The 25,610-nt window shown below is 56.5% G+C and carries 25 protein-coding genes; 19 read left to right on the forward strand and 6 right to left on the reverse strand.

The window, feature by feature from the left end:
* Window positions 1-56 precede the first annotated feature (56 nt).
* The 4 genes from EPG66_RS10580 (at window position 57) to EPG66_RS10595 (ending at window position 3,158) form a co-directional block, all read left to right on the forward strand.
* Window positions 57-785 carry a proteasome-type protease gene (locus EPG66_RS10580; RefSeq protein ID WP_182686711.1) on the forward strand — a complete coding sequence of 243 codons (729 nt, stop codon included), beginning with the start codon at window positions 57-59 and terminating at the stop codon, window positions 783-785.
* 121 nt (window positions 786-906) lie between these two features.
* A complete protein-coding gene (locus tag EPG66_RS10585) occupies window positions 907-1,152 on the forward strand; it encodes a YmjA family protein (RefSeq protein WP_010672163.1) in 246 nt (81 codons plus the stop codon).
* Between the two features lie 336 nt (window positions 1,153-1,488).
* Window positions 1,489-1,977, forward strand: coding sequence for a cold-shock protein (locus EPG66_RS10590; protein WP_010257735.1), 489 nt, complete (start codon window positions 1,489-1,491; stop codon window positions 1,975-1,977).
* 326 nt (window positions 1,978-2,303) lie between these two features.
* Window positions 2,304-3,158 carry a PA4780 family RIO1-like protein kinase gene (locus EPG66_RS10595; RefSeq protein ID WP_010257738.1) on the forward strand — a complete coding sequence of 285 codons (855 nt, stop codon included), beginning with the start codon at window positions 2,304-2,306 and terminating at the stop codon, window positions 3,156-3,158.
* 67 nt (window positions 3,159-3,225) lie between these two features.
* Here the strand turns inward: EPG66_RS10595 and mgtU are convergent, their stop codons facing one another.
* Together mgtU and mgtA are read right to left on the reverse strand one after the other, a co-directional pair.
* Window positions 3,226-3,312, reverse strand: a complete 87-nt coding sequence (gene mgtU / locus EPG66_RS23245; RefSeq protein WP_368656836.1) for a magnesium transporter protection protein MgtU — start codon at window positions 3,310-3,312, stop codon at window positions 3,226-3,228.
* Between the two features lie 10 nt (window positions 3,313-3,322).
* A complete protein-coding gene (mgtA, locus tag EPG66_RS10600; RefSeq protein WP_182686714.1) occupies window positions 3,323-6,025 on the reverse strand; it encodes a magnesium-translocating P-type ATPase in 2,703 nt (900 codons plus the stop codon).
* Between the two features lie 658 nt (window positions 6,026-6,683).
* Between mgtA and EPG66_RS10605 the strand changes: the two genes are divergently transcribed.
* The 6 genes from EPG66_RS10605 (at window position 6,684) to speG (ending at window position 12,455) form a co-directional block, all read left to right on the forward strand.
* Window positions 6,684-8,252: an ABC transporter substrate-binding protein gene (locus tag EPG66_RS10605; RefSeq protein ID WP_010257743.1), complete on the forward strand. Its 1,569-nt coding sequence runs from the start codon at window positions 6,684-6,686 to the stop codon at window positions 8,250-8,252.
* Window positions 8,252-9,304: an ABC transporter permease gene (locus EPG66_RS10610; protein ID WP_182686716.1), complete on the forward strand. Its 1,053-nt coding sequence runs from the start codon at window positions 8,252-8,254 to the stop codon at window positions 9,302-9,304. Before EPG66_RS10605 ends, EPG66_RS10610 begins: the two co-directional genes overlap by 1 nt.
* Window positions 9,301-10,158, forward strand: coding sequence for an ABC transporter permease (locus EPG66_RS10615; protein WP_010257750.1), 858 nt, complete (start codon window positions 9,301-9,303; stop codon window positions 10,156-10,158). The genes EPG66_RS10610 and EPG66_RS10615 overlap by 4 nt, the downstream gene beginning before the upstream one ends.
* Window positions 10,148-10,978 carry an ABC transporter ATP-binding protein gene (locus tag EPG66_RS10620; RefSeq protein ID WP_031594057.1) on the forward strand — a complete coding sequence of 277 codons (831 nt, stop codon included), beginning with the start codon at window positions 10,148-10,150 and terminating at the stop codon, window positions 10,976-10,978. The genes EPG66_RS10615 and EPG66_RS10620 overlap by 11 nt, the downstream gene beginning before the upstream one ends.
* Complete coding sequence (locus tag EPG66_RS10625; RefSeq protein WP_010257754.1) at window positions 10,971-11,648, forward strand: ABC transporter ATP-binding protein; 678 nt, start codon at window positions 10,971-10,973, stop codon at window positions 11,646-11,648. The genes EPG66_RS10620 and EPG66_RS10625 overlap by 8 nt, the downstream gene beginning before the upstream one ends.
* Window positions 11,649-11,909: 261 nt before the next feature.
* Complete coding sequence (speG, locus tag EPG66_RS10630) at window positions 11,910-12,455, forward strand: spermidine N1-acetyltransferase (protein ID WP_003850356.1); 546 nt, start codon at window positions 11,910-11,912, stop codon at window positions 12,453-12,455.
* Here the strand turns inward: speG and EPG66_RS10635 are convergent, their stop codons facing one another.
* From EPG66_RS10635 to EPG66_RS10650, 4 genes are all read right to left on the reverse strand, one after another.
* The gene (locus tag EPG66_RS10635) at window positions 12,456-12,875 is read right to left on the reverse strand and encodes a hypothetical protein (RefSeq protein ID WP_182686718.1); all 420 of its coding nucleotides are present in this window, start codon (window positions 12,873-12,875) and stop codon (window positions 12,456-12,458) included. It abuts the gene before it with no gap.
* Window positions 12,876-12,960: 85 nt separating this feature from the next.
* Entirely contained in the window at window positions 12,961-13,896 is a 936-nt protein-coding gene (gene mmuM, locus EPG66_RS10640) for a homocysteine S-methyltransferase (protein ID WP_083070722.1), read from the reverse strand.
* On the reverse strand, window positions 13,886-15,295 hold the full coding sequence (gene mmuP, locus EPG66_RS10645) for an S-methylmethionine permease (RefSeq protein WP_039391412.1): 1,410 nt from the start codon (window positions 15,293-15,295) through the stop codon (window positions 13,886-13,888). The genes mmuM and mmuP overlap by 11 nt, the downstream gene beginning before the upstream one ends.
* 135 nt (window positions 15,296-15,430) lie before the next feature.
* On the reverse strand, window positions 15,431-15,766 hold the full coding sequence (locus tag EPG66_RS10650; RefSeq protein WP_003850360.1) for a DUF2002 family protein: 336 nt from the start codon (window positions 15,764-15,766) through the stop codon (window positions 15,431-15,433).
* 153 nt (window positions 15,767-15,919) lie between these two features.
* On the opposite strand from EPG66_RS10650, the gene EPG66_RS10655 reads away from it, so the two are divergent.
* The 9 genes from EPG66_RS10655 (at window position 15,920) to EPG66_RS10695 (ending at window position 25,524) form a co-directional block, all read left to right on the forward strand.
* Entirely contained in the window at window positions 15,920-16,237 is a 318-nt protein-coding gene (locus EPG66_RS10655; RefSeq protein WP_010257764.1) for a DUF883 family protein, read from the forward strand.
* 303 nt (window positions 16,238-16,540) lie between these two features.
* Window positions 16,541-16,783, forward strand: a complete 243-nt coding sequence (nrdH, locus tag EPG66_RS10660) for a glutaredoxin-like protein NrdH (protein ID WP_182686720.1) — start codon at window positions 16,541-16,543, stop codon at window positions 16,781-16,783.
* A 4-nt stretch (window positions 16,784-16,787) separates the two neighbouring features.
* Complete coding sequence (gene nrdI, locus EPG66_RS10665) at window positions 16,788-17,201, forward strand: class Ib ribonucleoside-diphosphate reductase assembly flavoprotein NrdI (RefSeq protein ID WP_033778606.1); 414 nt, start codon at window positions 16,788-16,790, stop codon at window positions 17,199-17,201.
* The gene (nrdE, locus tag EPG66_RS10670) at window positions 17,171-19,309 is read left to right on the forward strand and encodes a class 1b ribonucleoside-diphosphate reductase subunit alpha (protein ID WP_182686722.1); all 2,139 of its coding nucleotides are present in this window, start codon (window positions 17,171-17,173) and stop codon (window positions 19,307-19,309) included. The genes nrdI and nrdE overlap by 31 nt, the downstream gene beginning before the upstream one ends.
* 8 nt (window positions 19,310-19,317) lie before the next feature.
* Window positions 19,318-20,277: a class 1b ribonucleoside-diphosphate reductase subunit beta gene (gene nrdF / locus EPG66_RS10675; RefSeq protein ID WP_010257777.1), complete on the forward strand. Its 960-nt coding sequence runs from the start codon at window positions 19,318-19,320 to the stop codon at window positions 20,275-20,277.
* Window positions 20,278-20,779: 502 nt separating this feature from the next.
* Window positions 20,780-21,976 carry a glycine betaine/L-proline ABC transporter ATP-binding protein ProV gene (gene proV, locus EPG66_RS10680; RefSeq protein WP_031594472.1) on the forward strand — a complete coding sequence of 399 codons (1,197 nt, stop codon included), beginning with the start codon at window positions 20,780-20,782 and terminating at the stop codon, window positions 21,974-21,976.
* The gene (proW, locus tag EPG66_RS10685) at window positions 21,973-23,064 is read left to right on the forward strand and encodes a glycine betaine/L-proline ABC transporter permease ProW (protein ID WP_022624068.1); all 1,092 of its coding nucleotides are present in this window, start codon (window positions 21,973-21,975) and stop codon (window positions 23,062-23,064) included. The genes proV and proW overlap by 4 nt, the downstream gene beginning before the upstream one ends.
* Before the next feature lie 61 nt (window positions 23,065-23,125).
* Window positions 23,126-24,124: a glycine betaine/L-proline ABC transporter substrate-binding protein ProX gene (gene proX, locus EPG66_RS10690; RefSeq protein ID WP_182686725.1), complete on the forward strand. Its 999-nt coding sequence runs from the start codon at window positions 23,126-23,128 to the stop codon at window positions 24,122-24,124.
* A gap of 212 nt (window positions 24,125-24,336) precedes the next feature.
* A complete protein-coding gene (locus EPG66_RS10695; RefSeq protein WP_031594474.1) occupies window positions 24,337-25,524 on the forward strand; it encodes an MFS transporter in 1,188 nt (395 codons plus the stop codon).
* Window positions 25,525-25,610 lie beyond the last annotated feature (86 nt).

Here is a 25,610-nt window from a genome sequence, read left to right on the forward strand (position 1 = left end):
TGGTGAAAACTTCATGCACGCTGATGGCGTGCACATTTTTTTGAGGGGAGTGTGGTATGACCTATTGTGTGGCCATGCGCCTGTCATCCGGGCTGGTCTTTGCATCCGATTCACGTACCAATGCAGGGGTGGATCACATTTCCACCTTCCGTAAACTGCATGTATTTCATCAGGACGGCGATCGTACGCTGGTGCTTCAGACTGCCGGGAATCTGGCGACCACTCAAAGCATTATCAGTCTGCTGCGACACCGCAGCAGGAATGCCGATTGTCCCAATCTGCTGAATGCCTCCAGCCTTTACGAGGCCGCTTCACTGTTAGGAGAGACGGTTCGTGAGGTGATCCAGCGTGACAGTGAGGCACAACAGAATGGCAGTACGACAGACTTCAGTTGCAACCTGCTGCTCGGCGGTCAAATCAACGGGGATGATATTGGTCTGTTCCATATTTACCCACAGGGTAATTTCATCGAAGCAACTCGCGATACGCCCTATTTCCAGATTGGTGAAAGCAAGTACGGCAAACCGATAATTGACCGGGTGCTGCACTACGACATGTCTCTGGAGCAAGCGATGCAATGCGCGCTGATTTCACTGGATTCGACCCTGCGCAGTAATCTGTCTGTTGGCCTGCCGCTCGACGTCATGATCTACCCTTGTGATAGCTTCAGCGATGCCCGGCAATACCGCATTACCGAAGACCATCCCTACTTCACGACTATCCGTAAAGGCTGGGGAGAAGGCTTAGTCAGCACCTTCAAACAGCTACCACCGCTGGTTCTGTAGTCAGACTCGTGTGCCCTGTTCCCCTTTACAGCCCCAACCCAAACACGAAATAATACCCCTCTACGCCGGGCCACAACGCCCTGCCAACGCTTAAACCCAAACTCAACTCTGCGGACACCCTATGAATAACGAAATCTCTCTCAAATACTATGATGTCGCAGATGAGTACGCGACGGAGTCCGCTAAGCCGGTGAGCGAGGCTGAACGTACCCCGCTGGCGCACTACTTCCAGCTGCTGATCACCCGTCTGATGAACAACGAAGAGATCAGTGAAGAGTCGCAGCAGGATATGGCGCGTGAAGCGGGTATCGATGAGCAGCGTATTGATGAAATTGCCGAGTTTCTGAACCGCTGGGGCAACGAGTAACAGACGCTCACCGGCAGACGAGCTTTGCGCAGTTCGCCGGTTAATCTGCCTGACTCAGTACCGCATTCGCCCGCCGGTATTCCCGTAACAACGCACAATGCTGACAGCCACGTGTCTCACGTGGCTGATGTCCGTTACCTGCTCTACCAACCCATCACTTCGTCTTTATCTGCCGCTACACACTCCATCGCTCTCGCCTTAACCAGCCACAAAGTCCCCTTCCGCCCCACATCCTCTGGCGCACCTGAAAATTATCATCCAGACTTATATAGTCTGCGCAGGCATTGTGTTTTACACTGCGCGCTGTAAAAAACTGAGTAGATTAAGCAGGCAAAAATGGCGATGAACGGAACGATCACAACCTGGTTTGAAGATAAAGGTTTTGGCTTTATCAAAGATGAAAACGGTGATAACCGCTATTTTCATGTGATTAAGGTCGCCAATCCTGATCTGATCAAGAAAGATGCGGCGGTGACGTTTGAACCCACCACCAACAACAAGGGCTTATCCGCCTATGCGGTGAAGGTCGCGCCGACAAGCAAATACATCTATATCGCAGGCGAGCGGCTCAAGATCACCTCGATTAAGTCTTATCTGGTCTACAACGAAGAAGTGCCGGTCGATGCCGGTGTCGATAAAGAGAACGCGGTGTTGTCAGTGGGTCTGTTGCTGAATAATATCCGGCCGAAAACTGACCCGAACGCCAATGAGATGCGCTCGCTGAAAAAGCTGGCGGTCACCACCTTCCAGGGTACGACACTGATCTTCTCTGAAGATGAGATCGACATTGAAAGCACGGTTAAAGTGCTTAAAGGCCTGAAGTAATCCCGCAGGCGGGCCGAAATTCTGTTGGCAGAATTTCGGCCTTCAGCCTCCTGCCAGCCTGCACTTCAGGCATATTTCTCTGACACGAAATCCCCGCCCACAGGGCTGATACATGACAAAGCGTTCCTCTGGCGGATAAAACCGTCCTGCTCTCCCCTCTAATCCATTGTTTATGATAAAACAAAGGTCAAAAGCGCAGCTCATCAAGGTTCATCCCCACAAAGCGACTTTCCAGGGTAGAATTAGAAACTTTGTTCAGTCATTGCCAATGTTTTCCATCATCGCAAAGTGATACGAAAAGCGGGTGAAATAAGGTATAAAGCCGCATGAAAATCCCAAACAGAATCCAGCCCCTGGTCGATGACGGCCTGATTGACGATGTCCTGCAGCGGCTGAAAAGCGGCAAAGAAGCAGACGTCTATACCGTGCTATGCGGCGGCAAGGTGCAGTGCGCCAAAGTCTATAAAGAAGCGACCCAGCGTAGCTTCAAGCAGGCCGTGCAGTATCAGGAAGGTCGTAAAACCCGTAACAGCCGTAACGCCCGCGCCATGCAGAAAGGCACAAAGTTCGGCCGTAAGCAGCAGGAAGAGTCCTGGCAGACCGCCGAAGTAGATGCCCTGTTCCGCCTGGCGAACGCCGGTGTTCGCGTGCCACAGCCTTATCTCTGCATCGACGGTGTGTTACTGATGGAGCTGGTGACCGATGCCAATGGCTCGGTCGCGCCACGTCTCAGCGATGTCTCTCTGTCTGAAGAGCAGGCGGTCACGGATTTCCACACCATGATCCGCAACATCGTCCGCATGCTCTGTGCCGGTATCGTTCACGGTGACTTATCCGAGTTCAACGTACTGCTGGATGACCAAGGCCCGGTGATTATCGACCTGCCACAGGCGGTCGATGCGGCGGCCAATAACCATGCCGAGTCGATGTTTGAACGTGACGTAGACAACATCACCTCCTACTACGGTCAGTTCGCTCCGCAGCTGCTGAAGACGCGCTACGCCAAAGAGATTTGGCTGCTCTATGAAGATGGCAAGCTCACCCCGGAAACACCGCTTACCGGGAAGTTTGTGGAAGAGGAACGCGTAGTCGATATGGATTCTCTGATGGATGAGATCATCACGGCAGAAGATGAATATTACGAGCGCCAGCGCGCCAGCCGTGAGCGCGACGAAGAGTAACTGCATCAATAAAAAAAGGCAGCGAGTCACCTCGCTGCCTCTCACTTACCGCACTATCACAACGCCATCACCGCACGATGACCGTCAGCGCAATCAGAGTTAAGCCGATGATCATCACGCCGACAAAGACCGTATCGAGCCTGCCTTTTTTCATCTTCTCCTCCCTAGAACCACTGACCAAAACGACGGATGTAGAAACGCTTCATGCCCTGTGCCACCAGACAGTAGCTGAACAGCGTCAGCACCAGCCACGGGAAATATTGCCATGGCAGTGGCACCAGACCGACCATCGCACCCAGCGGGGAGAACGGGATCAGGATGCCCAGCGCCATCACCGCCAGCGTAGTCAGCATCACCGGTAAGGTGGCGCGGCTCTGAATAAACGGAATCTTCCGGGTACGCAGCATATGCACTACCAGCGTCTGTGACAGCAGCCCCTCAATAAACCAGCCGGACTGGAACAGCGACTGCACGCCTGCATGGTTAGCGCCGAAAACAAACCACATCAGCGCAAAGGTGGTGACGTCAAAAATTGACGAGGTCGGACCCATCCACAGCATGAAACGCTTGATGTTGCCGGCATCCCATTTACGCGGCTTATTCAGAAACTCACGGTCAACCTTGTCCCACGGCAGCGCCAGCTGGGAAACGTCATACATCAGGTTCTGAATCAGCAGATGAATCGACAGCATCGGCAGAAACGGAATAAAGGCACTGGCCACCAGCAGCGAGAAAACGTTGCCGAAGTTGGAGCTGGCGGTCATGTTGAGATACTTGATGATGTTGCCAAAGGTCTCGCGTCCTTTGAGTACACCCTCATTCAGCACCTGTAAATCCTTCTCCAGCAGGATGATGTCCGATGAGGCTTTCGCCACATCCGCCGCGCTGTCTACGGAAATCCCGGTGTCGGCTGCCCGTAGCGCAGGCGCGTCGTTAATGCCATCGCCCAGGAACCCGACGGTGTGACCGTTCTGCTGCATCAGCCGCACCAGACGGGATTTTTGCAGCGGCGTCAGCTGAGCAAACAGGGTGCAGCGCTCTGCTTCCTGAGCCAGCTCATCATCGTTCATCGCCTCAATCTGATCGCCGGTCAGCATCGCCGGATCGGTCAGCCCGACATCGGCACAGACCCGCAGCGTCACCAGCGGATTGTCACCGGTCAGCACTTTCACCGTCACACCGCTGTCACGCAGGGCTTTAATCGCCTTACCCGCGCTGGCTTTAGGCGGATCGCGGAAGGTCAGCATTCCCTGGATAATCAGATCGCGCTCATCACTGTCGCTGAGCGGCGCGTGTAGCTCGCCATCACGGGTTGCCACCAGCAGCACGCGATAACCCTGCTGATGATAGTGTTCGGTCTGCGCCAGCAGCGCCGCACGCTGTGCCGCATCCAGTGCGACCACCGTGTCGCCCTGCCGCACGGCAATGCTGACGGCCAGCATCTCTTCCACTGCGCCTTTACAGATCAGTTGTGAACGATGCTGAGTCAGATTCTCCACCAGCACCGACACCCGACGGCGGGTAAAATCAAACGGCAGCTCATCGATCAGCTGGAACTGGCTGCGCTGAGACTGTGAAATGACCTTGTCGCCCGCGCAGAGTAAGGCGCGATCCATCAGGTTTTTCGCGCCACTCTGGCTGCCGCTGTTGAGCCATGCCAGCAGCAGCACCTGTGCATCTTCGTTGCCTCGCGCGTCCAGATGATGCGCCAGCAGGATGGTGTCCTGTGTCAGCGTGCCGGTTTTATCGGTGCAGAGCACATCCATCGCGCCGAGGTTCTGAATGGCGTTGAGCTTTTTAACGATCACTTTGCGGCGTGACATCGCAATCGCGCCCTTAGCCAGGTTGGCGCTGACAATCATCGGCAGCATTTCCGGGGTCAGCCCGACCGCAACGGCCAGTGCAAACAGCGTGGCATCCATCCAGTCGCCTTTGGTGAAGCCGTTAATCAGCAGCACCACCGGGACCATCACCAGCATAAAGCGGATCAGCAGCTTGCTGACGCTGTTCACCCCGCGATCAAAGGCGGTCTGCGGACGGCTTCCGGTCAGCGATGAGGCCAGGGAGCCGAACCAGGTTTCGCCGCCCGTCGCTACCACGACTGCGCTGGCTGTGCCGCTGGCCACGCTGGTGCCCATCAGGCAGATATTCGGTGATGCCAGCCGCTCCTGGGCGGTCTGACCTTCGGCATCGATACCCGCATCGCTGCTATGTTTCTCAACCGGCAGCGACTCGCCGGTCAGTACTGCTTCACTGATAAACAGATTACGTGAACTCAGCAGACGGACATCGGCAGGCACCTGATCGCCGGTGCTGAGCAGAATGATATCGCCCGGCACCAGTTCACTCATATCCACATCCTGACGCTGTGCGGTTTCGCTGCCCGGCTCACGCCGCAGCACGGTGACCTGGCTGCGCACCAGTGACTTCAGTGCCTGCGCCGCTCGGTTGGTGCGAAACTCCTGCCAGAAACGCAGCAGCCCGCTCAGCATCACCATGGTGAAGATGATGATGACGCCGGAGAGATCGGTCTCCTGACCGGCGCGCAGCGGCAGAATATAGTCGGTAAACAGGCTCACCAGCGCCAGGACCAGTAATACGTAGATAAACGGGTTATTAAATGCCATCAGCAGCTGAATCAGCGCAGGTGGCGCTTTCTCATGCGCCACTTCATTACGGCCATACAAAGCCAGTCGTTTCGCCGCTTCAGCCTGGGTCAGGCCCTGACGCTGACTGCGCAGGTTCGCCAGCGTCATATCAATGTGCTGGTCTGCCTGCTGCGCCACGGCAAACATTTTTTTACTTTTTTTATCATTACGGTTGCCGGATGAAGTGATCGCAACCTGTTCCAGTTTCATGTCGCTCATTTCGACATCTCCCTGATTTAAAGCAATAGTTGTCCTGCACGGGAAATAACGTGCATGGATAAAACCTGGCGTGGCCGGGTTATTTAATGGGGTGACTTTCAGAAACAGTCAGGTTATTCCGCCGGCGCGCTAAATAATGACGCGCGCAGGGTTACCTGACACCGGTTATACGCGGCGTTTTAAAAGTCTGATATCAGCGATTGGGCGCAGCCTGGGCTACGCCAGACGGGGCGGAGGAAAAAGAGCGAATATAAACAGCAGCATAACGCGCACTCCTGGTGATAGCAGGATTAAAAATAAGGAGCGCGATCGTTAATTAAAGCGGGGATCGCTGCTCGCCGGTTGGCAAGCAGCAGAGGAAACTCAGCTTGCCAGAATAAAGGTTAATCTCGGGTGACTGTCCAACTGAATTCTCCTGAAGTTATCTGCCGCCATTATAAAGAGAGGCCGGCTTCGGTAAAGCAATAACGTATTGAATAACGGTTTCGTTGAGGTTTTGTTTCTGCTCAGGTTGCCGCTTCGGTAACAGCGAGGCGATCTTCTTATAACCGCCAGGTAATGCTTATAACCTTTTGGCATATGATTAGCCCATATTCGACTATTCTTCGCATCGGCCCTTTCGTAAACTCGCGTAACTTTTCAGAGGCAAGGAAATTTCATGAAAACTATAATTCCATCATTGCTGGCGCTGACGCTGGCTGCCGCCTTCACAGCCCAGGCCGCAACACCAAAAGATACGCTGGTGATTGCACAATCAACTGACGACGCAGACAGCTTCGACCCGGCCAAAGGGTTTGAACTGACCAGCGTTCAGGCCTTTACGAACATCTATCAGCGTCTGGTGCAGTCTGACCCGCAGAATCCGGTGGATCTGAAACCCACGCTGGCCACCTCGTGGCAGCCCGGCAGCGACAACCGCAGCCTGACCTTTGAACTGCGCAAAGATGCGAAATTCTCTACCGGCAACCCGCTGCGTCCGGAAGATGTGATCTTCTCGCTGGGCCGCGTGGTGAAACTGAACCTCGATCCCTCTTTCATCCTGACGCAGCTCGGCTGGAACAAAGATAACGTCGATGGCTTCCTGAAGAAAGTCGACGACAATCATGTGCAGATCAGCTGGACCGCCAACGTCAGCCCGACCTACGTTCTGAGCCTGCTCTCTGCCCCGGTTTCATCGATCATTGATGAAAAAACCGCGATGGCGAACCAGAAGAACGGCGATTTCGGTAACGCCTGGCTGGCCACCCACTCGGCGGGCAGCGGCCCGTATCAGATCCGCAAAGTGGTGATGCATCAGGTGGTGCTGCTTAGCGCTAACCCGACCTCACCAGCGGGCGCGCCAAAAATGAAGAACATCCTGATCAAAAACGTGCCTGAACCGGCTGCGCGTCGTCTGCTGCTGGAACAGGGTGATGCCGATATCGCCCGTAACCTGGGTGCCGATCAGATTGCTGCGCTGAACGGCAAACCGGGCGTGAAGACGGAAGCGATTCCCATGGCGTCGCTCTACTACATCCAGTTCAACATCGGCGCGAACGAGACGATGAAGAACCCCGCCTTCTGGGAAGCGGCACGCTACCTGTGGGATTACAAAGGCATTGCCAGTGAGCTGCTGAAAGGTCAGTTCGACGTGCATCAGAGCTTCCTGCCTAAGGGCTTCCTGGGTGCGATCAACGACACGCCATACAGCTACGATCCGGAAAAAGCCAAAGCGATTCTGAAGAAAGCGGGCCTGAACAACGTCACCTTCAAGCTCTCCACCAGCAACCAGCCGCCTTATCTGGATATCGCACAGGCGCTGCAGGGTAGCTTCGCCAAAGCGGGCGTGAAAGTGGAAGTAGTGCCGGGTCTGAGCTCCGAAGTGTCGACCAACGTGAAAGCGCATAAATATGAAGCGACGCTGAACGCCTGGGGCTCCGACTACTTCGATCCCAACACCAATGCCGCCTCGTTTGCTTACAATCCGGAAGATGGCAGCAAAACCATCGCCTTCCGTTCAGACTGGCACATTCCTGAGCTGAACAAGCAGGTGATTGCGGCGACCGCCGAGAGCGATCCGAAGAAACGTGTGGCGCTGTATGAAGCGATGCAGCGTGAAGTGATGAAGAACTCACCGTATGTGATTGGGATGCAGGCGAAGAACCTGATCGCCCTGCGCGACAACCTGAAAGGCTATGTGCAGGGCATTAACCCTGACATGGTGTATTACTCGCAGGTCACTAAGTAATGGCACAGTCTGTTCCTTCAGCCGGGTTCGCCCGGCTTTTTTGGCAGCGTGGCGGGCGCCTGATCGGTAGCGTACTGTCGCTGCTGGTTACGCTGCTTGGCCTGCTCGCCTTCACCTTTATGCTGTCGCATCTCTCGCCGATCGATCCGGTGCAGCAGATCGCCGGCGATCACGCCAGTGAAGCGACCTATGAGCAGGTGCGTCATGACCTGGGTCTCGACCAGCCGGTGCTGATGCAGTTCTGGCGCTACGTCGAACATCTGGCGCAGGGCGATCTGGGTGTCTCCCGCCTCACCAATCAGTCGGTGAGCGGTGACCTGATGACCACCTTCCCCGCCACCATCGAGCTGGCGACCTGCGCGATGATCTTCGCGGTGGTGTTCGGTGTGACGCTGGCGCTGCTGGCTGCCTGGAAACCGGGCAGCTGGATCGATAATCTCGCCCGCTTTGTCTCGCTGCTGGGCTACTCGGTGCCGGTGTTCTGGCTCGGCCTGCTGGGCCTGCTGCTCTTCTATGCGGTGCTGCACTGGTCCGCCGGACCGGGACGGCTGGATGATATCTGGGTCTATACCCTGGAGCCGAAGACCGGTTTTGTGCTGATCGACAGCTGGCTGTCGGGTGAACCGGAGATGTTCCGCAATGCAATTGCGCACCTCTGGCTACCGGTGGTGATCCTCGGCCTGCTGGCGATGGCGGGCATTACCCGCCTGCTGCGTGCTGCGCTGCTGGAAGAGAGCAGCAAAGAGTATGTGGTGCTGGCGCGTGCTAAAGGCGCGGGTCGGGTGCGCATCCTGCTGCGCCATATCTTCCCCAACGTGCTGGGCACGCTGGTCACGGTGATCGCCCTTTCCTACGCCACGCTGCTGGAAGGCTCGGTGCTGACAGAAACCGTCTTCGCCTGGCCAGGTGTGGGTCGCTATATGACCAATGCGCTGTTCTCCGGCGATGTGCCGGCGATTCTGGGCTCAACCCTGTTAATCGGCAGCTGCTTTATCGTGATTAACACCCTGGCGGATGTTTTAACCTGGTTAACCGATCCGAGAACCCGATGACGCAACAACTCTCTGAACTCGAAACGCTGCGACCACGCCGTCGCCGTCAACGCGTTACCTCGTTAACCGTTGGGCTGACGCTGGTGGCGATTCTTATCCTGATGGCACTGCTGGCGCCGCTGATTGCGCCGTTCGATCCGAACGTGCAGACCATGTCGAGCCGTCTGCTGGCGCCGTCAGCACAGCACTGGTTCGGCACCGACGGCTTTGGCCGCGATCTGCTGTCGCGTGTGATTTACGGCGCGCGTCCGACTCTGCTGCTGGTGTCGCTGATTCTGGTGCTGACCATTCCGGCCGGACTGCTGATTGGCATCACCGCCGGTTACGTGGGCGGCTGGACCGAACGCCTGCTGATGCGCATTACCGATATCTTTCTGTCACTGCCCAACCTGGTGATCGCGCTGGCGCTGGTGGCGATTCTCGGCCCTGGCCTGATGAACGGCGCGCTGGCGCTGGCACTGACCAGCTGGCCGCCGTTTGCCCGTCAGGCACGCGCTGAAACCCTGGCACTGCGCCGCAGCGACTACCTTGCCGCCGCGCGGATGCAGGGGATTACGGGCTTTCGCCTGATGTTCGGTCATATCCTGCCGCTCTGCATGCCGACGGCGGTAGTCCGCGCCGCACTGAGCCTGGGCGGGATTATCCTGGCCGCGGCCGGACTCGGTTTCCTCGGTATGGGCGTTCAGCCGCCGACGGCGGAATGGGGTTCGATGGTCGCCGAAGGCAGTAAAGTCATTTTTGATCAGTGGTGGGTTGCTGCTGCACCGGGCGCGGCGATTCTGTTTGCCAGCCTGGCCTTTAACCTGACAGGCGATGGCCTGCGCGACCGACTGGATACCCGTCATGCAAAATAATCTGCTCCATGCCGAGGGGCTGACCATTCGCAGCGACGATGCGCTGCTGGTCGATAACATCAGTTTTTCCGTAGGCCGCGAACGTGTGGCGCTGGTCGGTGAGTCCGGTTCCGGCAAGTCACTGACCGCCCGCAGCCTGATGGGCTTACTGTCACCTGCATTGCATCTGCAGGCCAGCCAGCTTCAGGTGGCCGGTGAGAATGCGCTGACGCTAAGCGAGCGTCACTGGAACCAGCTGCGCGGTAACCGAGTGGCGATGGTGATGCAGGACCCGAAGTATGCGCTTAACCCGACGCGCACCATTGGCTGGCAGGTGGAAGAGCCGCTGATCCTGCATCGCCGCCTGAGCCGTGCCGAGCGCAAAGAGAAAGTGTGTGAAATGCTGGATGCGGTCGGCCTGCCCGATCCGCGTCGTCTGATGCAGCAGTATCCGCATCAGCTCTCTGGCGGCATGGGCCAGCGCGTGATGCTGGCGATCGCCCTGATTACCGATCCGGACTTCCTGATCGCCGATGAACCGACCTCCGCGCTGGATCATGCCATGCGCGATCAGGTGCTGGCGCTGATCCGCGGTCTGGTGGAGGCGCGCAACATGGGCCTGCTGCTGATCAGCCATGATTTGCAGCAGGTTTCAGAACATTGCGAGCGGGTGATGGTGATGTATAAAGGCCGGTTGCTGGATACGCTACCCGCCGCCGATCTGCCGCACGCTACCCATCCCTACACCCGCACGCTGTGGGCCTGCCGTCCGGGCAAAGCGACCCACGGACAGACATTACCGGTGCTGGATCGCGCTGCGCTGGAGGCGAATGATGATTAAGCTGCAGGATCTAAGCGTCGCCCACAAACAGGGTTACGAGCTGCGCACCGTGGTGCATGAGGTTAACCTGGAGGTTAACGCTGGCGAGTGTTTTGGTCTGGTGGGTCCGTCAGGCTGCGGCAAGTCGTCGCTGCTGTGGGTGCTGGCAGGTCTGAACCCACACTGGCAGGGTCAGATGCAGCTTGCCGGTCACGAGGTTCAGCCGGGTAAAGCCTTCACCGGCGCGCTGCGTCAGGAAGTGCAGATGGTGTTTCAGGATCCCTATGCCTCGCTGCATCCGCGTCACCGGCTGCGTCGCACGCTGGCGGAGCCGCTGAAGCTGCTGAAACGCGACAATATCAACGATCGTATCGATCAGGGCTTCCGTCACGTCGGGCTCGATCCCGCCCTGGCGGATCGCTATCCGCATCAGCTCTCCGGCGGTCAGCGTCAGCGCGTCGCCATCGTGCGCGCCCTGCTGCTGCAGCCGAAGATCCTGCTGCTGGATGAGCCGACGTCGGCGCTGGATATGTCAGTGCAGGCGGAGATCCTCAATCTGCTCAACGATCTGAAACAGCAGGATGGCCTGACCATGGTGCTGGTGAGCCACGATCCCGACGTGATCGATCACATGTGCGATCGCGCCGTGCACATGTCGCAGGGTCGCATCATCGAACAGATCTCTGCCTGAAATCAGGCCGGACGGCGTTCACCTGCCGTCCGGCGCTGCTGCATCCGCCACGCCTTTCCGTAACATCCCCTTCTTCCACCTTCAGCCTCATCCTCTCTATTGCCAGAACGGCGCTCTATTGTTTTCCCCTGAGTCATTTGATTGCCACGCGACGCTGTAAACCTTTACAGACTGAAGCAGGCAGCGAATGCGACAGCGCAAAACGCAGCGGCTGGCTGAAGCGGTATACTCGCGACCATTATTTCATGAGAGGAAAAGGTAATGACGGTAAAACTGCGTCCGCTGGAGCGGGAAGATCTGCACTTTGTCCATCAGCTGGATAACAACGCCAGCGTGATGCGTTACTGGTTTGAGGAGCCGTATGAGGCATTTGTGGAGCTGTCCGATCTCTACAACAAGCACATTCACGATCAGACCGAACGTCGCTTTGTGGTCGAGCACAGCGGGCAGAAAGCGGGATTAGTGGAACTGGTGGAAATCAACCATGTGCACCGGCGCGCCGAGTTTCAGATCATTATCGATCCGGCCCATCAGGGCAAAGGACTGGCAACCCAGGCGGCGAAACTGGCGATGGATTACGGCTTTTCGGTGCTGAATCTTTACAAGCTCTACCTGATTGTCGATCAGGAGAACGAAAAAGCGATCCACATCTACACCAAGCTCGGCTTCGAGATCGAAGGCGTGCTTAAACATGAGTTTTTCATCAACGGCGAGTACCGCAACACCATCCGCATGTGCATTTTCCAGCATCAGTATCTGGAACGCCATAAAACGCCAGGCGGAATGGTGAAGCCGACCGCGCAGTAATCAGCCGCGCGCGCCAACCGGGTTCATAAAGGGACGCGGGTGTTCAGGCTTAAGGTCGTACATGCCGCCATAGAAGGGATCAACCAGCAGCCAGCCGGGGAATCCACCCAGCGGGATATTGCCCAGCAGATACCACAGGTTAGCGCGTGCCTCGATAGGCACCGTGACCGGCACGTAGCCCGGGCTTTCCAGCATCAGCAGGTAGTGCTTTTTGCCGAAGTAGCGGCCGGTAGATTTTTCCAGCTCAACGGTCTGCGGCGTGAAACCCTGCGCAACCGCATAGCCACGCTCATCCTGCACGGTAAAGCGCGCGCCCTGCGGCAAGGAGTCGATGTGCACCAGTTGGGTTTCATTGCCGACAATGGTGGCACAGCCGCTAAGCAGCAGCGCGGCGGCCAGGGCCAGAATTCGCTGTTTCATGAAGGGGTCCACAGAGTGATCAGTGATCAGAGTGTAGACCGCCCTCTCCGCCTCAATCGGGCTATCATCGCCCGATTCAGCCAGCTTATTGCGGTTGACAAGCGCGGGCGATAGCCGCGATGTCGTTGGGTGAGGTGCGACAGCAGCCGCCAATCAGCTTCGCGCCCGCCTGTTGCCACTCTGCCAGTTTGTCATGCAACGTGCAGCCTGATGGCGCTGAGTGCCAGGTTTTGCTGCTGGCATCATACTGCTCGCCAGAGTTGGGATAGACCACCAGCGGCTTGTCGGTCAGCTTCTGCAACTGCTGCAGCGCAGGCGTCACGCTCTCAAGTGCCACACAGTTGATCCCCACCGCTACCACCTGCGGCTGCTGATTCAGCCAGCTCACGACGTCTGACAGCGGCGTGCCGTCGCTGATGTGTCCGGCGTCACGCAGGGTAAACGAGAACCAGGCGCGGCCTTCAGGAAATTCAGCCAGCAGCTTCACCAGCGCCTGCGCTTCGGCAAACGAAGGCAGGGTTTCGCAGGCCAGCAGATCGGCACCCGCCGCCAGCAGCGCCTGCACGCGTGGGCGGTGAAACGCCATCATCTCCGCTTCCGGCAACGCATAGTCGCCGCGATATTCCGAACCATCCGCCAAAAAAGCGCCATAGGGACCGACCGATCCCGCTACCAGCAGCGTTTTTGCGTCGGGCCGGACCGCCAGATAATCCTGACGGGCGCGTCGCGCCAGTTCGACACTCTGCGCGATCAACGCCAGTGACTCCGCCTCATCAAGGCCACGAGTGGCAAAGCCCTGCGGCGTCGCCTGGTAGCTGGCGGTAATGGCACAGCGCGCGCCGGCGACAAAATAGTCGTAGTGCACCTGATAGATCAGCTCAGGATTTTCCATCAGCACCTTAGCTGACCATAACGCATCGGCCAGATGACAGCCGCGGGCTTCCAGCTCAGTGGCCAGGGCACCATCCAGAATCAGCAGTGGCGACTCTGCTAAAGCCTGCGCGACAGGGTTATACGACATCATTGGCCTCCTCAGGCTTCGGGGATGATTTGTGGGTCAGATGGTAAGCGGCATAGCAGAACAGCACAAACGGGATGCCACACCACAGCGCGATACGCTGAGTCGGATCAAACGCCAGACCGACACAGGCCAGCAGGCAGAGCAGGAAACCCAGTACCGGCGTCAGCGGATAGAGCGGCGCACGGTAGGCCAGATCGGTCAGCGATTTGCCCTGCTGAAGATGACGACGACGGAAAACAAAATGCGAAGCGCAGATGCTGAGCCAGACCGCCACCACAGCAAAGCCGGAGATGGCCGACAGCGCCACAAACACCGTGTCGGGCGCGACCACGCTGGAGACCAGCGCCAGCAAACCACCCACCATGCTGACGGTGATCGCCAGCATCGGCACGCCGCGTTTATTCACCCGGGCAAAGGCGCGCGGCAGCGTATTTTCATTGGCCAGCGACCAGAGCATCCGCCCGGAGGCATAGAGTCCGGAGTTGGCCGCAGACAGGATAGCGGTCAGGATCACAAAGTTAATAATATCAGCCGCCCACGGGATGCCGATCTTTTCGAAGACCAGCACGAACGGGCTTTTCACGATACCCGCCTGATCCATAGGAATCAGCGCCGCCAGCACAAATACCGTGCCGATGAAGAAGATAATCAGCCGGGCCACGGTAGTACGGATCGCCAGCGGCAGCACTTTCTCCGGCTGCTGGGTTTCACCGGCCGCAATACCGATCAGCTCGGTGCCGGAAAAGGCGAAGTTGACTGCCACCATAGTCATCAGAATCGGCAGAACGCCGTTGGGCAGCCAGCCGTGCGCCGTCAGGTTGCTCAGGCCCGGTGCGGGCGTGCCATCCTTCATCGGGATAAAGCCGAACATCGCCGCGCCCCCTAGCACGATAAAGGCGACGATCGTCACCACCTTAATCAGCGAGAACCAGAACTCCCCTTCGGCGAAGAAGCGGGTTGAGATGACGTTCAGCAGATAGATGGCACAGCAGAAGACCAGGCACCAGATCCACACCGGGATCTGCGGGAACCAGTACTGCATACAGAAGCCCGCCGCCGTCAGGCTGGAGCCGAGCGCCACGGTCCAGGTCAGCCAGTAGAGCCAGGCCACGGTGTAGCCGGTTGCCGGGCTGAGATAGCGTGCGGCATAGACGTGGAACGCGCCGGTTTCCGGCATCGCCACCGAGAGTTCGCCCAGACAGACCATCACCAGCCAGACCACCAGCGCGCCAATCAGATAGGCGAGCAGCGTACCCGCCGCCCCGGTGGTTGAAATGATATAGCCGGTATTAAAAAACAGGCCGGTGCCGATTACACCGCCCAGCGATAACATCACCAGATGGCGCACTTTCATGGTGCGTTTGAATTGTTCCTGCGAGGGAGTTGGCTGTTCGCTCATCACTTTTATCCGTATGGACGTCTAAACATCTATAAGGAACAGTTTTATACGCGTCACAGCCGGTAATTGCAACGGCAGGGAAACAGGGAGGAGTTAAAGGCGGTTCAGTGCCCCGTCGCGGCGGGGCCTGATGCGTTAGCCGAAAACGCTTTGAATATAACGTTCCAGCGCCATGCGGGAACTAAATCCGTGCGGGATGCCGTAGTGTTCCTGTGAATCACCCGCCAGGTAGAGAGGGAATTGGGTGTAGTGATCGCAGGTCTTCATTTCTGAAGCAGGTTCAGCGAACGGCTGGCTCTTCTCTTTCAGTGTCGGGTGAATGACGAGTGCCATGCGCCCCATGCGCGCTTCGCGATTCACATAAACATAGTTCTCTCCACGGCGATAACCATAGGCCCGTGGGGTAATTTCATCGACTTCGAAACCCGCTTTTTCCAGTACGCGCGCTACCTCATCTGGTCGTAAATACATGCTCGATCCTCTCCTCTTTCAAAAGCTTCGCAACCTTACAACAGCATGACAGAGTGGGCATTCGGAATTTTCCCTAAAGAACACTCCCGCGTCTCGTTTATCTCAAGGTCGTCTACACTAGTATTACGTTTTTAAATCAAAGGGAGCTAAAAAATGTTTAATCGCACTGTAAAAAACGATGACATTGATATTAATCAGGATGTTAACGAACTGGCCGATTCACTGGAAGCGCTGCTGAAATCTTACGGCAGTGACGCCAAAGACGAAGTCGATTCTGCACGCAGTCAGGCAGAAAAGCTGCTGAAACAGACCCGCTCCAGACTGAACGGCGGCAGCAACCGTGTTTCACAGGTTGCGCGTGATGCCAGTGCGCAGGTTGATACCTATGTCCATGACAAGCCATGGCACGGTGTTGGTATCGGTGCCGCTTTCGGTATCGTAGTGGGTGTGCTGCTGGCTTCACGCCGCTAAGCTAAGCTCCAGAAAATCCCCTGAGCCCTGCCCTGTGCGGGGCTTTTTTATGCCCTTTTTCTGGCTGGTGACATTTACAAAAAATTTTTCCAGGCTGCAGGGCGCATCCCTGCTGGCTTTGCCGCTGTTGCGCAAATGCAAATCATAAAACCCTATATCTGGTGGGCTTGACCCACAAAAACACTACATCTAGTATTTGCCTCATCAGCACGACACCAGATGTCCGGCAGAATGAGGCCCGCAACCTGCTCCTCCTGCTCTGTTTCCTGACATCAGAACCGCATATAGAGGGAAATACGAATCATGCGCATTATTATTTACACTAAAGATAACTGTGTCCAGTGCACGGCAACCAAAAATGCGATGGACCGTCAGGGTCTCGCCTATCAGCTTATCAATCTCGACAGCCAGCCCGAGGCGATCGACAACCTGAAATCACTGGGTTACCGCCAGGTACCGGTTGTGATGGCAGATAACGATCACTGGAGCGGTTTCCGCCCGGATAAAATCGCCACTCTGCGCACGCTTTCTGCTTTCGGGGGGTAAACACATGTTCCCGCTGGTCTATTTTTCCAGCCAGTCGGAAAACACCCACCGGTTTGTGACGCGCCTCGGCCTGCCTGCCCGGCGCATCCCGCTTGATGCCCGGCAACAACTGCATATCGACCAGCCCTATATTCTGGTCGTGCCCAGCTATGGCGGTGGCAGCAGTCGCGGTGCGGTGCCCGGTCAGGTGATTCAGTTTCTTAATGATGAGGCGAACCGACGCGGTATTCGTGGCGTGATCGCAGCGGGCAACCGTAACTTCGGTGCCGGTTACTGCCTGGCGGGCAGCATCATTGCAAAAAAATGTCAGGTTCCCTGCCTCTACCGCTTCGAGCTGATGGGAACGCCTGACGATATCGCGAAAGTTAAAGCGGGAGTAACCCAATTTTGGCAACAACAGACACCCTCAACGGCGTGACGCTCGATTATCACGCCCTTAATGCCATGCTCAATCTCTACGACGCCGAGGGCCGCATCCAGTTCGACAAGGATCGCGAAGCGACACGTCAGTTTTATCTGCAGCATGTGCAACCCAATACCGTCCCCTTCAATAGCTGCGCTGAGCGTTTACGCTATCTGGTGGCAGAGAGCTATTACGAAGCGGAAGTGCTGAACCAGTACGATTTTTCGTTCCTGCTTGCGCTGCATGAGGTGGCGGAAAATTGGGGATTTGAGTTCAAAACCTTTCTCGGTGCCTGGAAGTACTACACCAGCTACACCCTGAAGACCTTCGACGGCAAACGCTATCTGGAAACCTTCGAACAGCGCGCCTGCATGGTGGCGCTGACGCTGGCTCAGGGCGATGAAAAGCTTGCGCGGGCCCTGCTGGAGGAGATCCTCAGCGGCCGTTTTCAGCCCGCCACGCCAACCTTCCTGAACTGCGGCAAACAGCAACGCGGTGAGCTGGTCTCCTGCTTCCTGCTGCGCATCGAAGACAATATGGAGTCGATTGGTCGCGCCGTGAATTCGGCACTGCAGCTCTCAAAGCGCGGCGGCGGCGTCGCCTTTTTGCTGTCAAACCTGCGTGAGTCCGGTGCGCCAATCAAACGTATTGAAAATCAGTCGTCGGGCGTTATCCCGGTGATGAAAATGCTGGAGGATGCCTTCTCTTATGCGAATCAGCTCGGCGCGCGTCAGGGCGCTGGCGCGGTGTGGCTCAATGCACACCATCCCGATATTTTCCGCTTCCTTGATACCAAGCGCGAAAACGCCGATGAGAAGATCCGCATCAAAACCCTGTCGCTGGGCGTGGTGATCCCCGATATCACTTTCCAGCTGGCAAAAGAGAACAAACCGATGGCGCTGTTCTCGCCTTACGACGTTGAACGGATCTATGGCCAGGCGTTTGGCGATATCAGCATCAGCGAGAAATATGAAGAGATGCTGGCCGACGACCGCATCCGTAAAACCTATATTCAGCCACGCGACTTCTTCCAGACGCTGGCCGAGATTCAGTTTGAGTCGGGCTATCCCTACATCATGTATGAGGACAGCGTGAACCGCAGCAACCCGATTGCCGGTCGCATCAATATGAGCAACCTCTGCTCTGAGATCCTGCAGGTGAACAGCGCCAGCGAGTACAATGACGATCTCAGCTATCGCCGGATCGGCAAAGATATCTCCTGTAATCTCGGCTCACTGAACATTGCGCACGCCATGGATTCACGCGATCTGGCGCGCACCGTGGATGTGGCGATCCGCGCCCTGACCTCGGTGTCGATGATGAGCGAGATCGGCTCGGTGCCCTCGGTCGCCGAAGGCAATCGCCGTTCGCACGCCATTGGCCTGGGTCAGATGAACCTGCACGGCTATCTGGCGCGGGAAGGCATCGCCTATGGTTCACCGGAAGCGCTGGATTTCACCAATCTCTACTTCTACTGCATCACCTATTATGCGCTGCGCACCTCTAATCAACTGGCACAGGAGCGTCAGCAGACCTTCGACGGCTTTGCGGAATCGCAGTACGCCAGCGGCGCCTACTTCGATAAGTATCTGCAGCGCGAATGGCTGCCGCGAACGGAACGGGTAGCGACGCTGTTTGCCGACGCCGGACTGACGCTGCCGACACAGGCGGACTGGCAGGCGCTGCGCGACGCGGTGATGCAGCACGGGCTGTTTAATCAGAACCTGCAGGCGATCCCGCCAACCGGTTCAATCTCCTACATCAACCATGCCACCTCCAGCATCCATCCGATTGTCTCCCCAATCGAGATCCGCAAAGAGGGCAAAACCGGCCGCGTCTACTATCCCGCGCCGTTTATGACCAATGAGAACCTCCATCTCTATCAGGATGCGTATCAGATTGGGCCGGAAGCGATTATTGATACCTACGCAGAAGCGACTCAGCATGTTGATCAGGGCCTGTCGCTGACGCTGTTCTTCCGCGATGACGTCTCAACCCGTGACATCAACAAAGCGCAGATTTACGCGTGGAAAAAAGGCATCAAAACGCTCTATTACATTCGACTGCGCCAGATGGCGCTTCAGGGCACGGAGGTTCAGGGCTGCGTCTCATGCTCCCTGTGATGAAAACGATGAAACTAAAACAGATTCAGGCAATTAACTGGAACCGCATTCAGGATGACAAAGATCTTGAGGTGTGGAATCGTCTCACCAGCAACTTCTGGCTGCCGGAGAAAGTGCCGCTCTCCAACGATCTGCCCGGCTGGCAGACGCTGGATAAACAGCAGCAGCAGCTGACCATCCGGGTATTCACCGGCCTGACGCTGCTCGACACTATCCAGAACGTGATCGGTGCGCCGGGGCTGATGGAAGATGCCATTACCCCGCATGAAGAGGCGGTGCTGTCGAATATCAGCTTTATGGAAGCGGTGCATGCCCGCTCCTACAGTTCGATCTTCTCAACTCTGTGTAACACCCAGGATGTGGATGCCGCTTATCAGTGGAGCGAAGAGAATGCGCCGCTGCAGAACAAGGCGCGCATCATTCTGGAACACTACCAGGCCGATGATCCGCTGAAGAAGAAGATCGCCAGCGTTTTCCTGGAGTCGTTTTTGTTCTATTCCGGCTTCTGGCTGCCGATGTACTGGTCGAGCCGTGGCAAGCTGACCAACACCGCTGACCTGATTCGCCTGATTATTCGCGATGAGGCGGTACACGGTTACTACATCGGTTACAAATATCAGCAGGCGCTGGCTGCCGCTGACGATCTGCGCCGCGAAGAGCTGCAGCAGTTCGCCTATGATCTGCTGCTGGCGCTGTATGAGAACGAAGTGGCTTATACCGAGGCGCTCTATGCCGATGTCGGCTGGGTAGAGGAGGTGAAAACCTTCCTGCACTACAACGCCAACAAAGCGTTGATGAATCTGGGCTACGAGGCGCTGTTCCCGGCGGAACTGACAGCGGTGAATCCGGCTATTCTGTCGGCTCTGTCGCCCAACGCCGACGAAAACCACGACTTCTTCTCCGGTTCAGGCTCCTCTTATGTGATGGGAAAAGCGGTCGAAACCGAAGACGAAGACTGGAATTTCTGAGGGTTACCGGGTGCTGTTTTTTCAGCATCCGGTTTTCACTGGCAGTGCCGCGTCAGCCGCGCCACCCCGACTAATCATAAGAAAAAATTATCACTGCAACACAGCCTGACTATTTCACCGTTTATTGACTTTCACTCACCCCGCATTTCCTTTTTTTACGGCCGATTATTCCACTTAATATGATCGTTTCAGGCGTGATTATTTCCCTGCATCGGACTCCATTATTTCCGTAATATTTCACCCTGGTGACGCTTGTTTTTCTCCCTTTCACACGGCAAATCGGCTGAAATGCCAATAACCCCCCCAATAATTTCACAAAAAATTAATCCGCGCTTATCCCTTGTGAGCACTGAAGATAATCGGCATCTGAATGTCCCGCGGCCGGTCAATATCCCACTTCAGGGTTGTCAGATAACGTCAGTGTGCTACGGTATGGCCTGCTTAAATTTCAGCGGGAACGACAGGATAATATTAGATATTTCAACCAGGATTTAATGACTGCATGGCTATTAAGCTCGAAGTAAAAAATCTCTATAAAATATTTGGCGACAATCCGGAACGCGCGTTTAAATATATTGAAAAGGGTGCGACCAAAGATGTCATTCTTGAGAAGACCGGGCTCTCCCTTGGCGTAAAGAACGCCAGTCTGGCCATTGAAGAAGGCGAGATATTCGTCATCATGGGATTATCCGGCTCAGGAAAATCGACCATGGTTCGCCTTCTCAATCGTCTGATAGAGCCGACGCGCGGCCAGGTGATTATTGACGGTGTCGATATTGCCAAAATATCAGCCAGCGAACTGCGTGACGTGCGCAGAAATAAAATCAGTATGGTATTCCAGTCATTTGCTTTGATGCCGCACATGAATGTATTAAATAATACGGCATTTGGCATGGAATTAGCGGGCGTCGCACTGGCTGAACGCCAGGAAAAAGCACTGGAAGCGTTACGTCAGGTAGGGCTGGAGAATTATGCGCACGCTTACCCGGATGAACTTTCCGGAGGGATGCGACAGCGCGTCGGATTAGCCCGCGCCCTGGCCATCAATCCCGACATCTTATTAATGGATGAGGCCTTCTCCGCACTGGATCCGTTGATTCGTACTGAAATGCAGGATGAGCTGGTTAATTTACAAGCCAGGCATCAGCGCACCATCGTCTTTATTTCCCACGATCTTGATGAAGCGATGCGTATTGGCGACCGTATTGCCATTATGCAGGGCGGCGAAGTGATACAGGTTGGTACGCCGGATGAAATCCTGAATAACCCAGCCAATGACTATGTCCGCACCTTTTTCCGTGGCGTCGATATCAGCCACGTATTCAGCGCCAAAGATATCGCCCGTCGTAGCGCGGGAGCATTGATCCGCAAAGCGCCAGGTTTCGGCCCGCGCTCCGCCATTAAGCTGCTGCAGGATGAAGACCGTGACTATGGCTACGTGCTGGAGAAACAGAAGTTTCTTGGCGTGGTCTCCACCGACTCGCTGAAAGCCGCGCTGGCAGCAGGTCTGGGACTCGATAGCGCCCTCCTCGACTCGCCAGCCGCGGTGCCCGCCGATACCTCACTGAGCGATCTGCTCTCGCACGTCGCTCAGGCGCCCTGTGCGGTGCCAGTGGTCGGTGAGGAGAATCAGTATGTCGGTATCATTTCCAAAAGCACGCTATTGCGCGCGTTAGATCGTGAAGGAGCCCAGCCATGAGTCAGGAAACCACCAATCCGTGGGATAGCGGCACCGCCGCCAGCAGTCAGGCTGCGCCCACCAGCAGCGGCGGTGCCGATGCCTGGGGCACGCCCGATGGCAGCGCGACACCCGATGCAGCCAGCAGCAGTGACTGGCTCAACAGCGCCCCTGCGCCCGCGCCGGAACATTTCAATATCATGGATCCATTCCACAAAACCTGGATCCCGCTTGATCACTGGGTGACTACCGGCATCGACTGGGTGGTCAACCATTTCCGCCCGCTGTTTCAGGGTATCCGGGTGCCGGTTGACTATATTCTCAGCGCCTTTCAGCAGCTGTTGCTGGGGATGCCCGCGCCGGTAGCGATTCTGGTGTTTGCACTTATCGCCTGGCAGATCGCGACGCCCGCCATGGGCATCGCCACGCTGGTATCGCTGATCGTGATTGGTGCAATTGGCGCCTGGTCACAGGCGATGGTCACGCTGGCGCTGGTGCTTACCGCGCTGATGTTCTGCATTCTCATCGGCCTGCCGCTGGGGATCTGGCTGGCCCGCAGTGAACGGGCTGCGCGTATCGTACGTCCCTTGCTGGATGCGATGCAGACGACACCCGCCTTTGTCTATCTGGTGCCGATTGTAATGCTGTTTGGTATCGGTAACGTGCCAGGCGTGGTGGTCACGATTATCTTCGCCCTGCCACCGATTGTGCGTCTGACTATTCTCGGCATTAAGCAGGTGCCCGCCGATCTGATCGAAGCGAGCGAATCCTTTGGTGCCAGTCCGCGTCAACTGCTATTCAAAGTGCAGTTGCCGCTGGCGATGCCCACCATTATGGCGGGTGTCAATCAGACCCTGATGCTGGCGCTGTCGATGGTGGTGATCGCCTCGATGATCGCCGTGGGCGGACTCGGTCAGATGGTCCTGCGCGGTATTGGCCGTCTCGATATGGGGCTGGCTACGGTGGGTGGCGTAGGGATTGTGATCCTTGCCATTATCCTTGACCGCCTGACCCAATCTTTTGGTCGCGATAGCCGCAGCCGCGGTAATCGCCACTGGTATCACACCGGCCCGCTGGGCCTGATCTTCTCTCCTTCGCGTAAAAAATAATCTGTCGGGCGGTGCCTGCGCGCCGCCCATCCTGACGCGACATCTGAAATAAGGAATGACTATGCGCAACAGAGCCTCTCTGCTCGCCGCCGTGGTAACCACGCTGGCCGTTTCACACGTCTACGCTGCCGATATGCCGGGCAAAGGTATTACGGTACAACCCATACAGAGCACTATCGCTGAAGAGACTTTTCAGACCCTGATTGTCAGCCGCGCGCTGGAAAAACTCGGCTATCAGGTCAGCAAACCGAGTGAAGTGGATTACAACGTTGGCTACACCTCTATCGCCGCTGGCGACGCCACCTTTACCGCAGTGAACTGGCAGCCGCTGCATGACGACATGTACAAAGCCGCCGGTGGCGATCAGAAGCTCTATCGTCAGGGAACTTACGTTACCGGTGCTGCCCAGGGTTATCTGATTGATAAGAAGACCGCCGAGAAATATCACATCACCAATATCGAACAGCTGAAAGATCCTAAGATCGCCAGCCTGTTTGACGCCAACGGCGATGGCAAAGCGGATATGACCGGCTGTACGCCAGGCTGGGGTTGTGAAGCGGTGATTAATCATCAGAACAGCGCTTTTGGTCTCAGTGATACCGTGACCGCCAATATGGGTAACTATTCGGCGATGGTGGCGGATACGCTGGCACGCTACAAACAGGGTAAACCGATTCTTTATTACACCTGGACGCCCTACTGGCTGAGCGATGTGCTGAAGCCGGGCCGCGATGTGGTCTGGCTGCAGGTGCCGTTCTCTTCGCTGCCTGGCGAACAGAAGGATGTGGATACTAAGCTGCCAAACGGCGCGAACTACGGTTTCCCGGTTAACACCATGCACATCGTCGCCAACAAAGCCTGGGCGGCGAAAAACCCGGCGGCTGCCCGTCTGTTTGCGGTAATGAAGCTGCCCATTACCGATATCAATGCTGAAAACTCAGCAATGCATGCCGGACAAAACTCAGAAGAGGCGATTAACCGTCATGTGGATGGCTGGATTAAGGCGCATCAGGCTGAGTTCGATAAATGGATCAGCGAGGCGCAGGCCGCCGCGCAATAACCTGAAAACATTTCCGCCCCAGGGCGGTTGATAAAAGTGCTGGCTCAGTGAGCATACGCTTCTAGTCAGGCAGTTATCTGAGGGCAGAAATTTTTCTGCCCTTTTTTTATGCCTGCGATCCCGACTGGTATGGCCTGTTAATAAACATGCGTGTGAAATAGTTTTTTGAGTTACTATTAACCTCAAATGATTATTAGCGACCGATGCTGTTTATGAATGCGACTCGCCAGGGTCTGACGCCTGCTTTAGTAATACTAATGTCAGTAGCAACCGGCCTCTGCGTAGCCAGTAATTACTACGTTCAGCCACTACTGAATACCATCGCCCAACAGTTTGATCTCTCTGTCAGCCTCGCCGGATTTATTGTCACCACGGCGCAGCTGGGCTACGCCTGCGGTCTGCTGCTGCTGGTACCGCTTGGCGATCGGTTTGAACGACGCAGCCTGATTGTCACGATGATCCTGCTGGCTGCTGCGGGCATGGTGATTATCGCCCTTTCGCACTCCTTTCTCTTTTTACTGCTGGGCACGGTGATGACCGGCCTGTTCTCGGTCGCCGCACAAATCCTGGTGCCGCTGGCCGCCACGCTGGCAGAGCCGGAGCGGCGCGGCAAAATAGTAGGGACGGTAATGAGCGGTTTGCTGCTGGGGATTCTGCTGGCGCGCACCGTGGCAGGCGGCCTGGCGCAGCTTGGCGGCTGGCGTACCGTTTACTGGACTGCCAGCCTGCTGATGGTGGTGATGGCCCTGGCGCTGTGGCGATCGCTGCCACGCGTGAAACAGTCTGTGCCCATGAGCTATCCGCAGCTGCTGGCCTCCATCTTTCGCCTGTATGCCGGTAATCGGGTGCTCCGCACCCGCGCCTGGACCGGCTGCCTCTCCTTTGCCAATTTCAGCCTGCTGTGGACCTCAATGGCCTTTCTGCTCGCCGGGGCGCCTTATCACTTCTCAGAGGGCGAGATTGGCTTGCTGGGGCTGGTCGGTGCCGCGGGTGCGCTGGCCGCACGTCAGGCGGGCGCGCTGGCTGACAAAGGTAAAGCGAAGCTGACCACCCGGCTGGGCCTGCTGCTTATGCTGCTGTCGTGGGCCGCCATTGCGTGGGGCGCGGAGCAGCTTGCGCCGCTGATCGTCGGCATCCTGTTGTTGGATCTGGCGGTACAGGCCGTCCATATCACCAATCAAAGCGTGATCTATGCGCAGATGCCGGAGGCGCGGAACCGTCTTAATGCCGGCTACATGACCAGCTACTTTATGGGTGGCGCGGCCGGCTCACTGCTCTCCGCGACCGCTTACCATCTTTGGGGCTGGTATGGCGTCTGTGTCGCTGGCGCGCTGCTGACTGTGGTTAATCTGCTGATTTGGGCGGCCGGATCGCGCTTTGAGCCGGAAAAAATCAACTGAAGCCTGGCCGGACAGCGCATTGCGTCTGGTCACAAATGGTTAGGTTTGTTATGGTTAGTAGCAAACCTATTCACTTCAGTTATTTT

Source organism: Pantoea pleuroti (assembly GCF_014156615.1).
Taxonomy (GTDB): Bacteria; Pseudomonadota; Gammaproteobacteria; order Enterobacterales; family Enterobacteriaceae; genus Pantoea; species Pantoea agglomerans.

Bases quoted from the DNA above. Each gene is read 5' to 3' on its own strand.
- EPG66_RS10625 (WP_010257754.1), top strand. From the start codon at position 10,971: ATGATTAAGCTGCAGGATCTAAGCGTCGCCCACAAACAGGGTTACGAG.
- mmuM (WP_083070722.1), bottom strand. From the start codon at position 13,896: ATGTCGTATAACCCTGTCGCGCAGGCTTTAGCAGAGTCGCCACTGCTG.
- proV (WP_031594472.1), top strand. From the start codon at position 20,780: ATGGCTATTAAGCTCGAAGTAAAAAATCTCTATAAAATATTTGGCGAC.
- EPG66_RS10695 (WP_031594474.1), top strand. From the start codon at position 24,337: ATGAATGCGACTCGCCAGGGTCTGACGCCTGCTTTAGTAATACTAATG.
- EPG66_RS10650 (WP_003850360.1), bottom strand. From the start codon at position 15,766: ATGTATTTACGACCAGATGAGGTAGCGCGCGTACTGGAAAAAGCGGGT.
- nrdF (WP_010257777.1), top strand. From the start codon at position 19,318: ATGAAACTAAAACAGATTCAGGCAATTAACTGGAACCGCATTCAGGAT.
- EPG66_RS10595 (WP_010257738.1), top strand. From the start codon at position 2,304: ATGAAAATCCCAAACAGAATCCAGCCCCTGGTCGATGACGGCCTGATT.
- EPG66_RS10605 (WP_010257743.1), top strand. From the start codon at position 6,684: ATGAAAACTATAATTCCATCATTGCTGGCGCTGACGCTGGCTGCCGCC.
- EPG66_RS10655 (WP_010257764.1), top strand. From the start codon at position 15,920: ATGTTTAATCGCACTGTAAAAAACGATGACATTGATATTAATCAGGAT.
- EPG66_RS10635 (WP_182686718.1), bottom strand. From the start codon at position 12,875: ATGAAACAGCGAATTCTGGCCCTGGCCGCCGCGCTGCTGCTTAGCGGC.
- mmuP (WP_039391412.1), bottom strand. From the start codon at position 15,295: ATGAGCGAACAGCCAACTCCCTCGCAGGAACAATTCAAACGCACCATG.
- nrdH (WP_182686720.1), top strand. From the start codon at position 16,541: ATGCGCATTATTATTTACACTAAAGATAACTGTGTCCAGTGCACGGCA.
- proX (WP_182686725.1), top strand. From the start codon at position 23,126: ATGCGCAACAGAGCCTCTCTGCTCGCCGCCGTGGTAACCACGCTGGCC.
- nrdI (WP_033778606.1), top strand. From the start codon at position 16,788: ATGTTCCCGCTGGTCTATTTTTCCAGCCAGTCGGAAAACACCCACCGG.
- speG (WP_003850356.1), top strand. From the start codon at position 11,910: ATGACGGTAAAACTGCGTCCGCTGGAGCGGGAAGATCTGCACTTTGTC.
- EPG66_RS10615 (WP_010257750.1), top strand. From the start codon at position 9,301: ATGACGCAACAACTCTCTGAACTCGAAACGCTGCGACCACGCCGTCGC.
- EPG66_RS10580 (WP_182686711.1), top strand. From the start codon at position 57: ATGACCTATTGTGTGGCCATGCGCCTGTCATCCGGGCTGGTCTTTGCA.
- mgtA (WP_182686714.1), bottom strand. From the start codon at position 6,025: ATGAGCGACATGAAACTGGAACAGGTTGCGATCACTTCATCCGGCAAC.
- mgtU (WP_368656836.1), bottom strand. From the start codon at position 3,312: ATGAAAAAAGGCAGGCTCGATACGGTCTTTGTCGGCGTGATGATCATC.
- EPG66_RS10585 (WP_010672163.1), top strand. From the start codon at position 907: ATGAATAACGAAATCTCTCTCAAATACTATGATGTCGCAGATGAGTAC.
- EPG66_RS10610 (WP_182686716.1), top strand. From the start codon at position 8,252: ATGGCACAGTCTGTTCCTTCAGCCGGGTTCGCCCGGCTTTTTTGGCAG.
- proW (WP_022624068.1), top strand. From the start codon at position 21,973: ATGAGTCAGGAAACCACCAATCCGTGGGATAGCGGCACCGCCGCCAGC.
- EPG66_RS10590 (WP_010257735.1), top strand. From the start codon at position 1,489: ATGGCGATGAACGGAACGATCACAACCTGGTTTGAAGATAAAGGTTTT.
- EPG66_RS10620 (WP_031594057.1), top strand. From the start codon at position 10,148: ATGCAAAATAATCTGCTCCATGCCGAGGGGCTGACCATTCGCAGCGAC.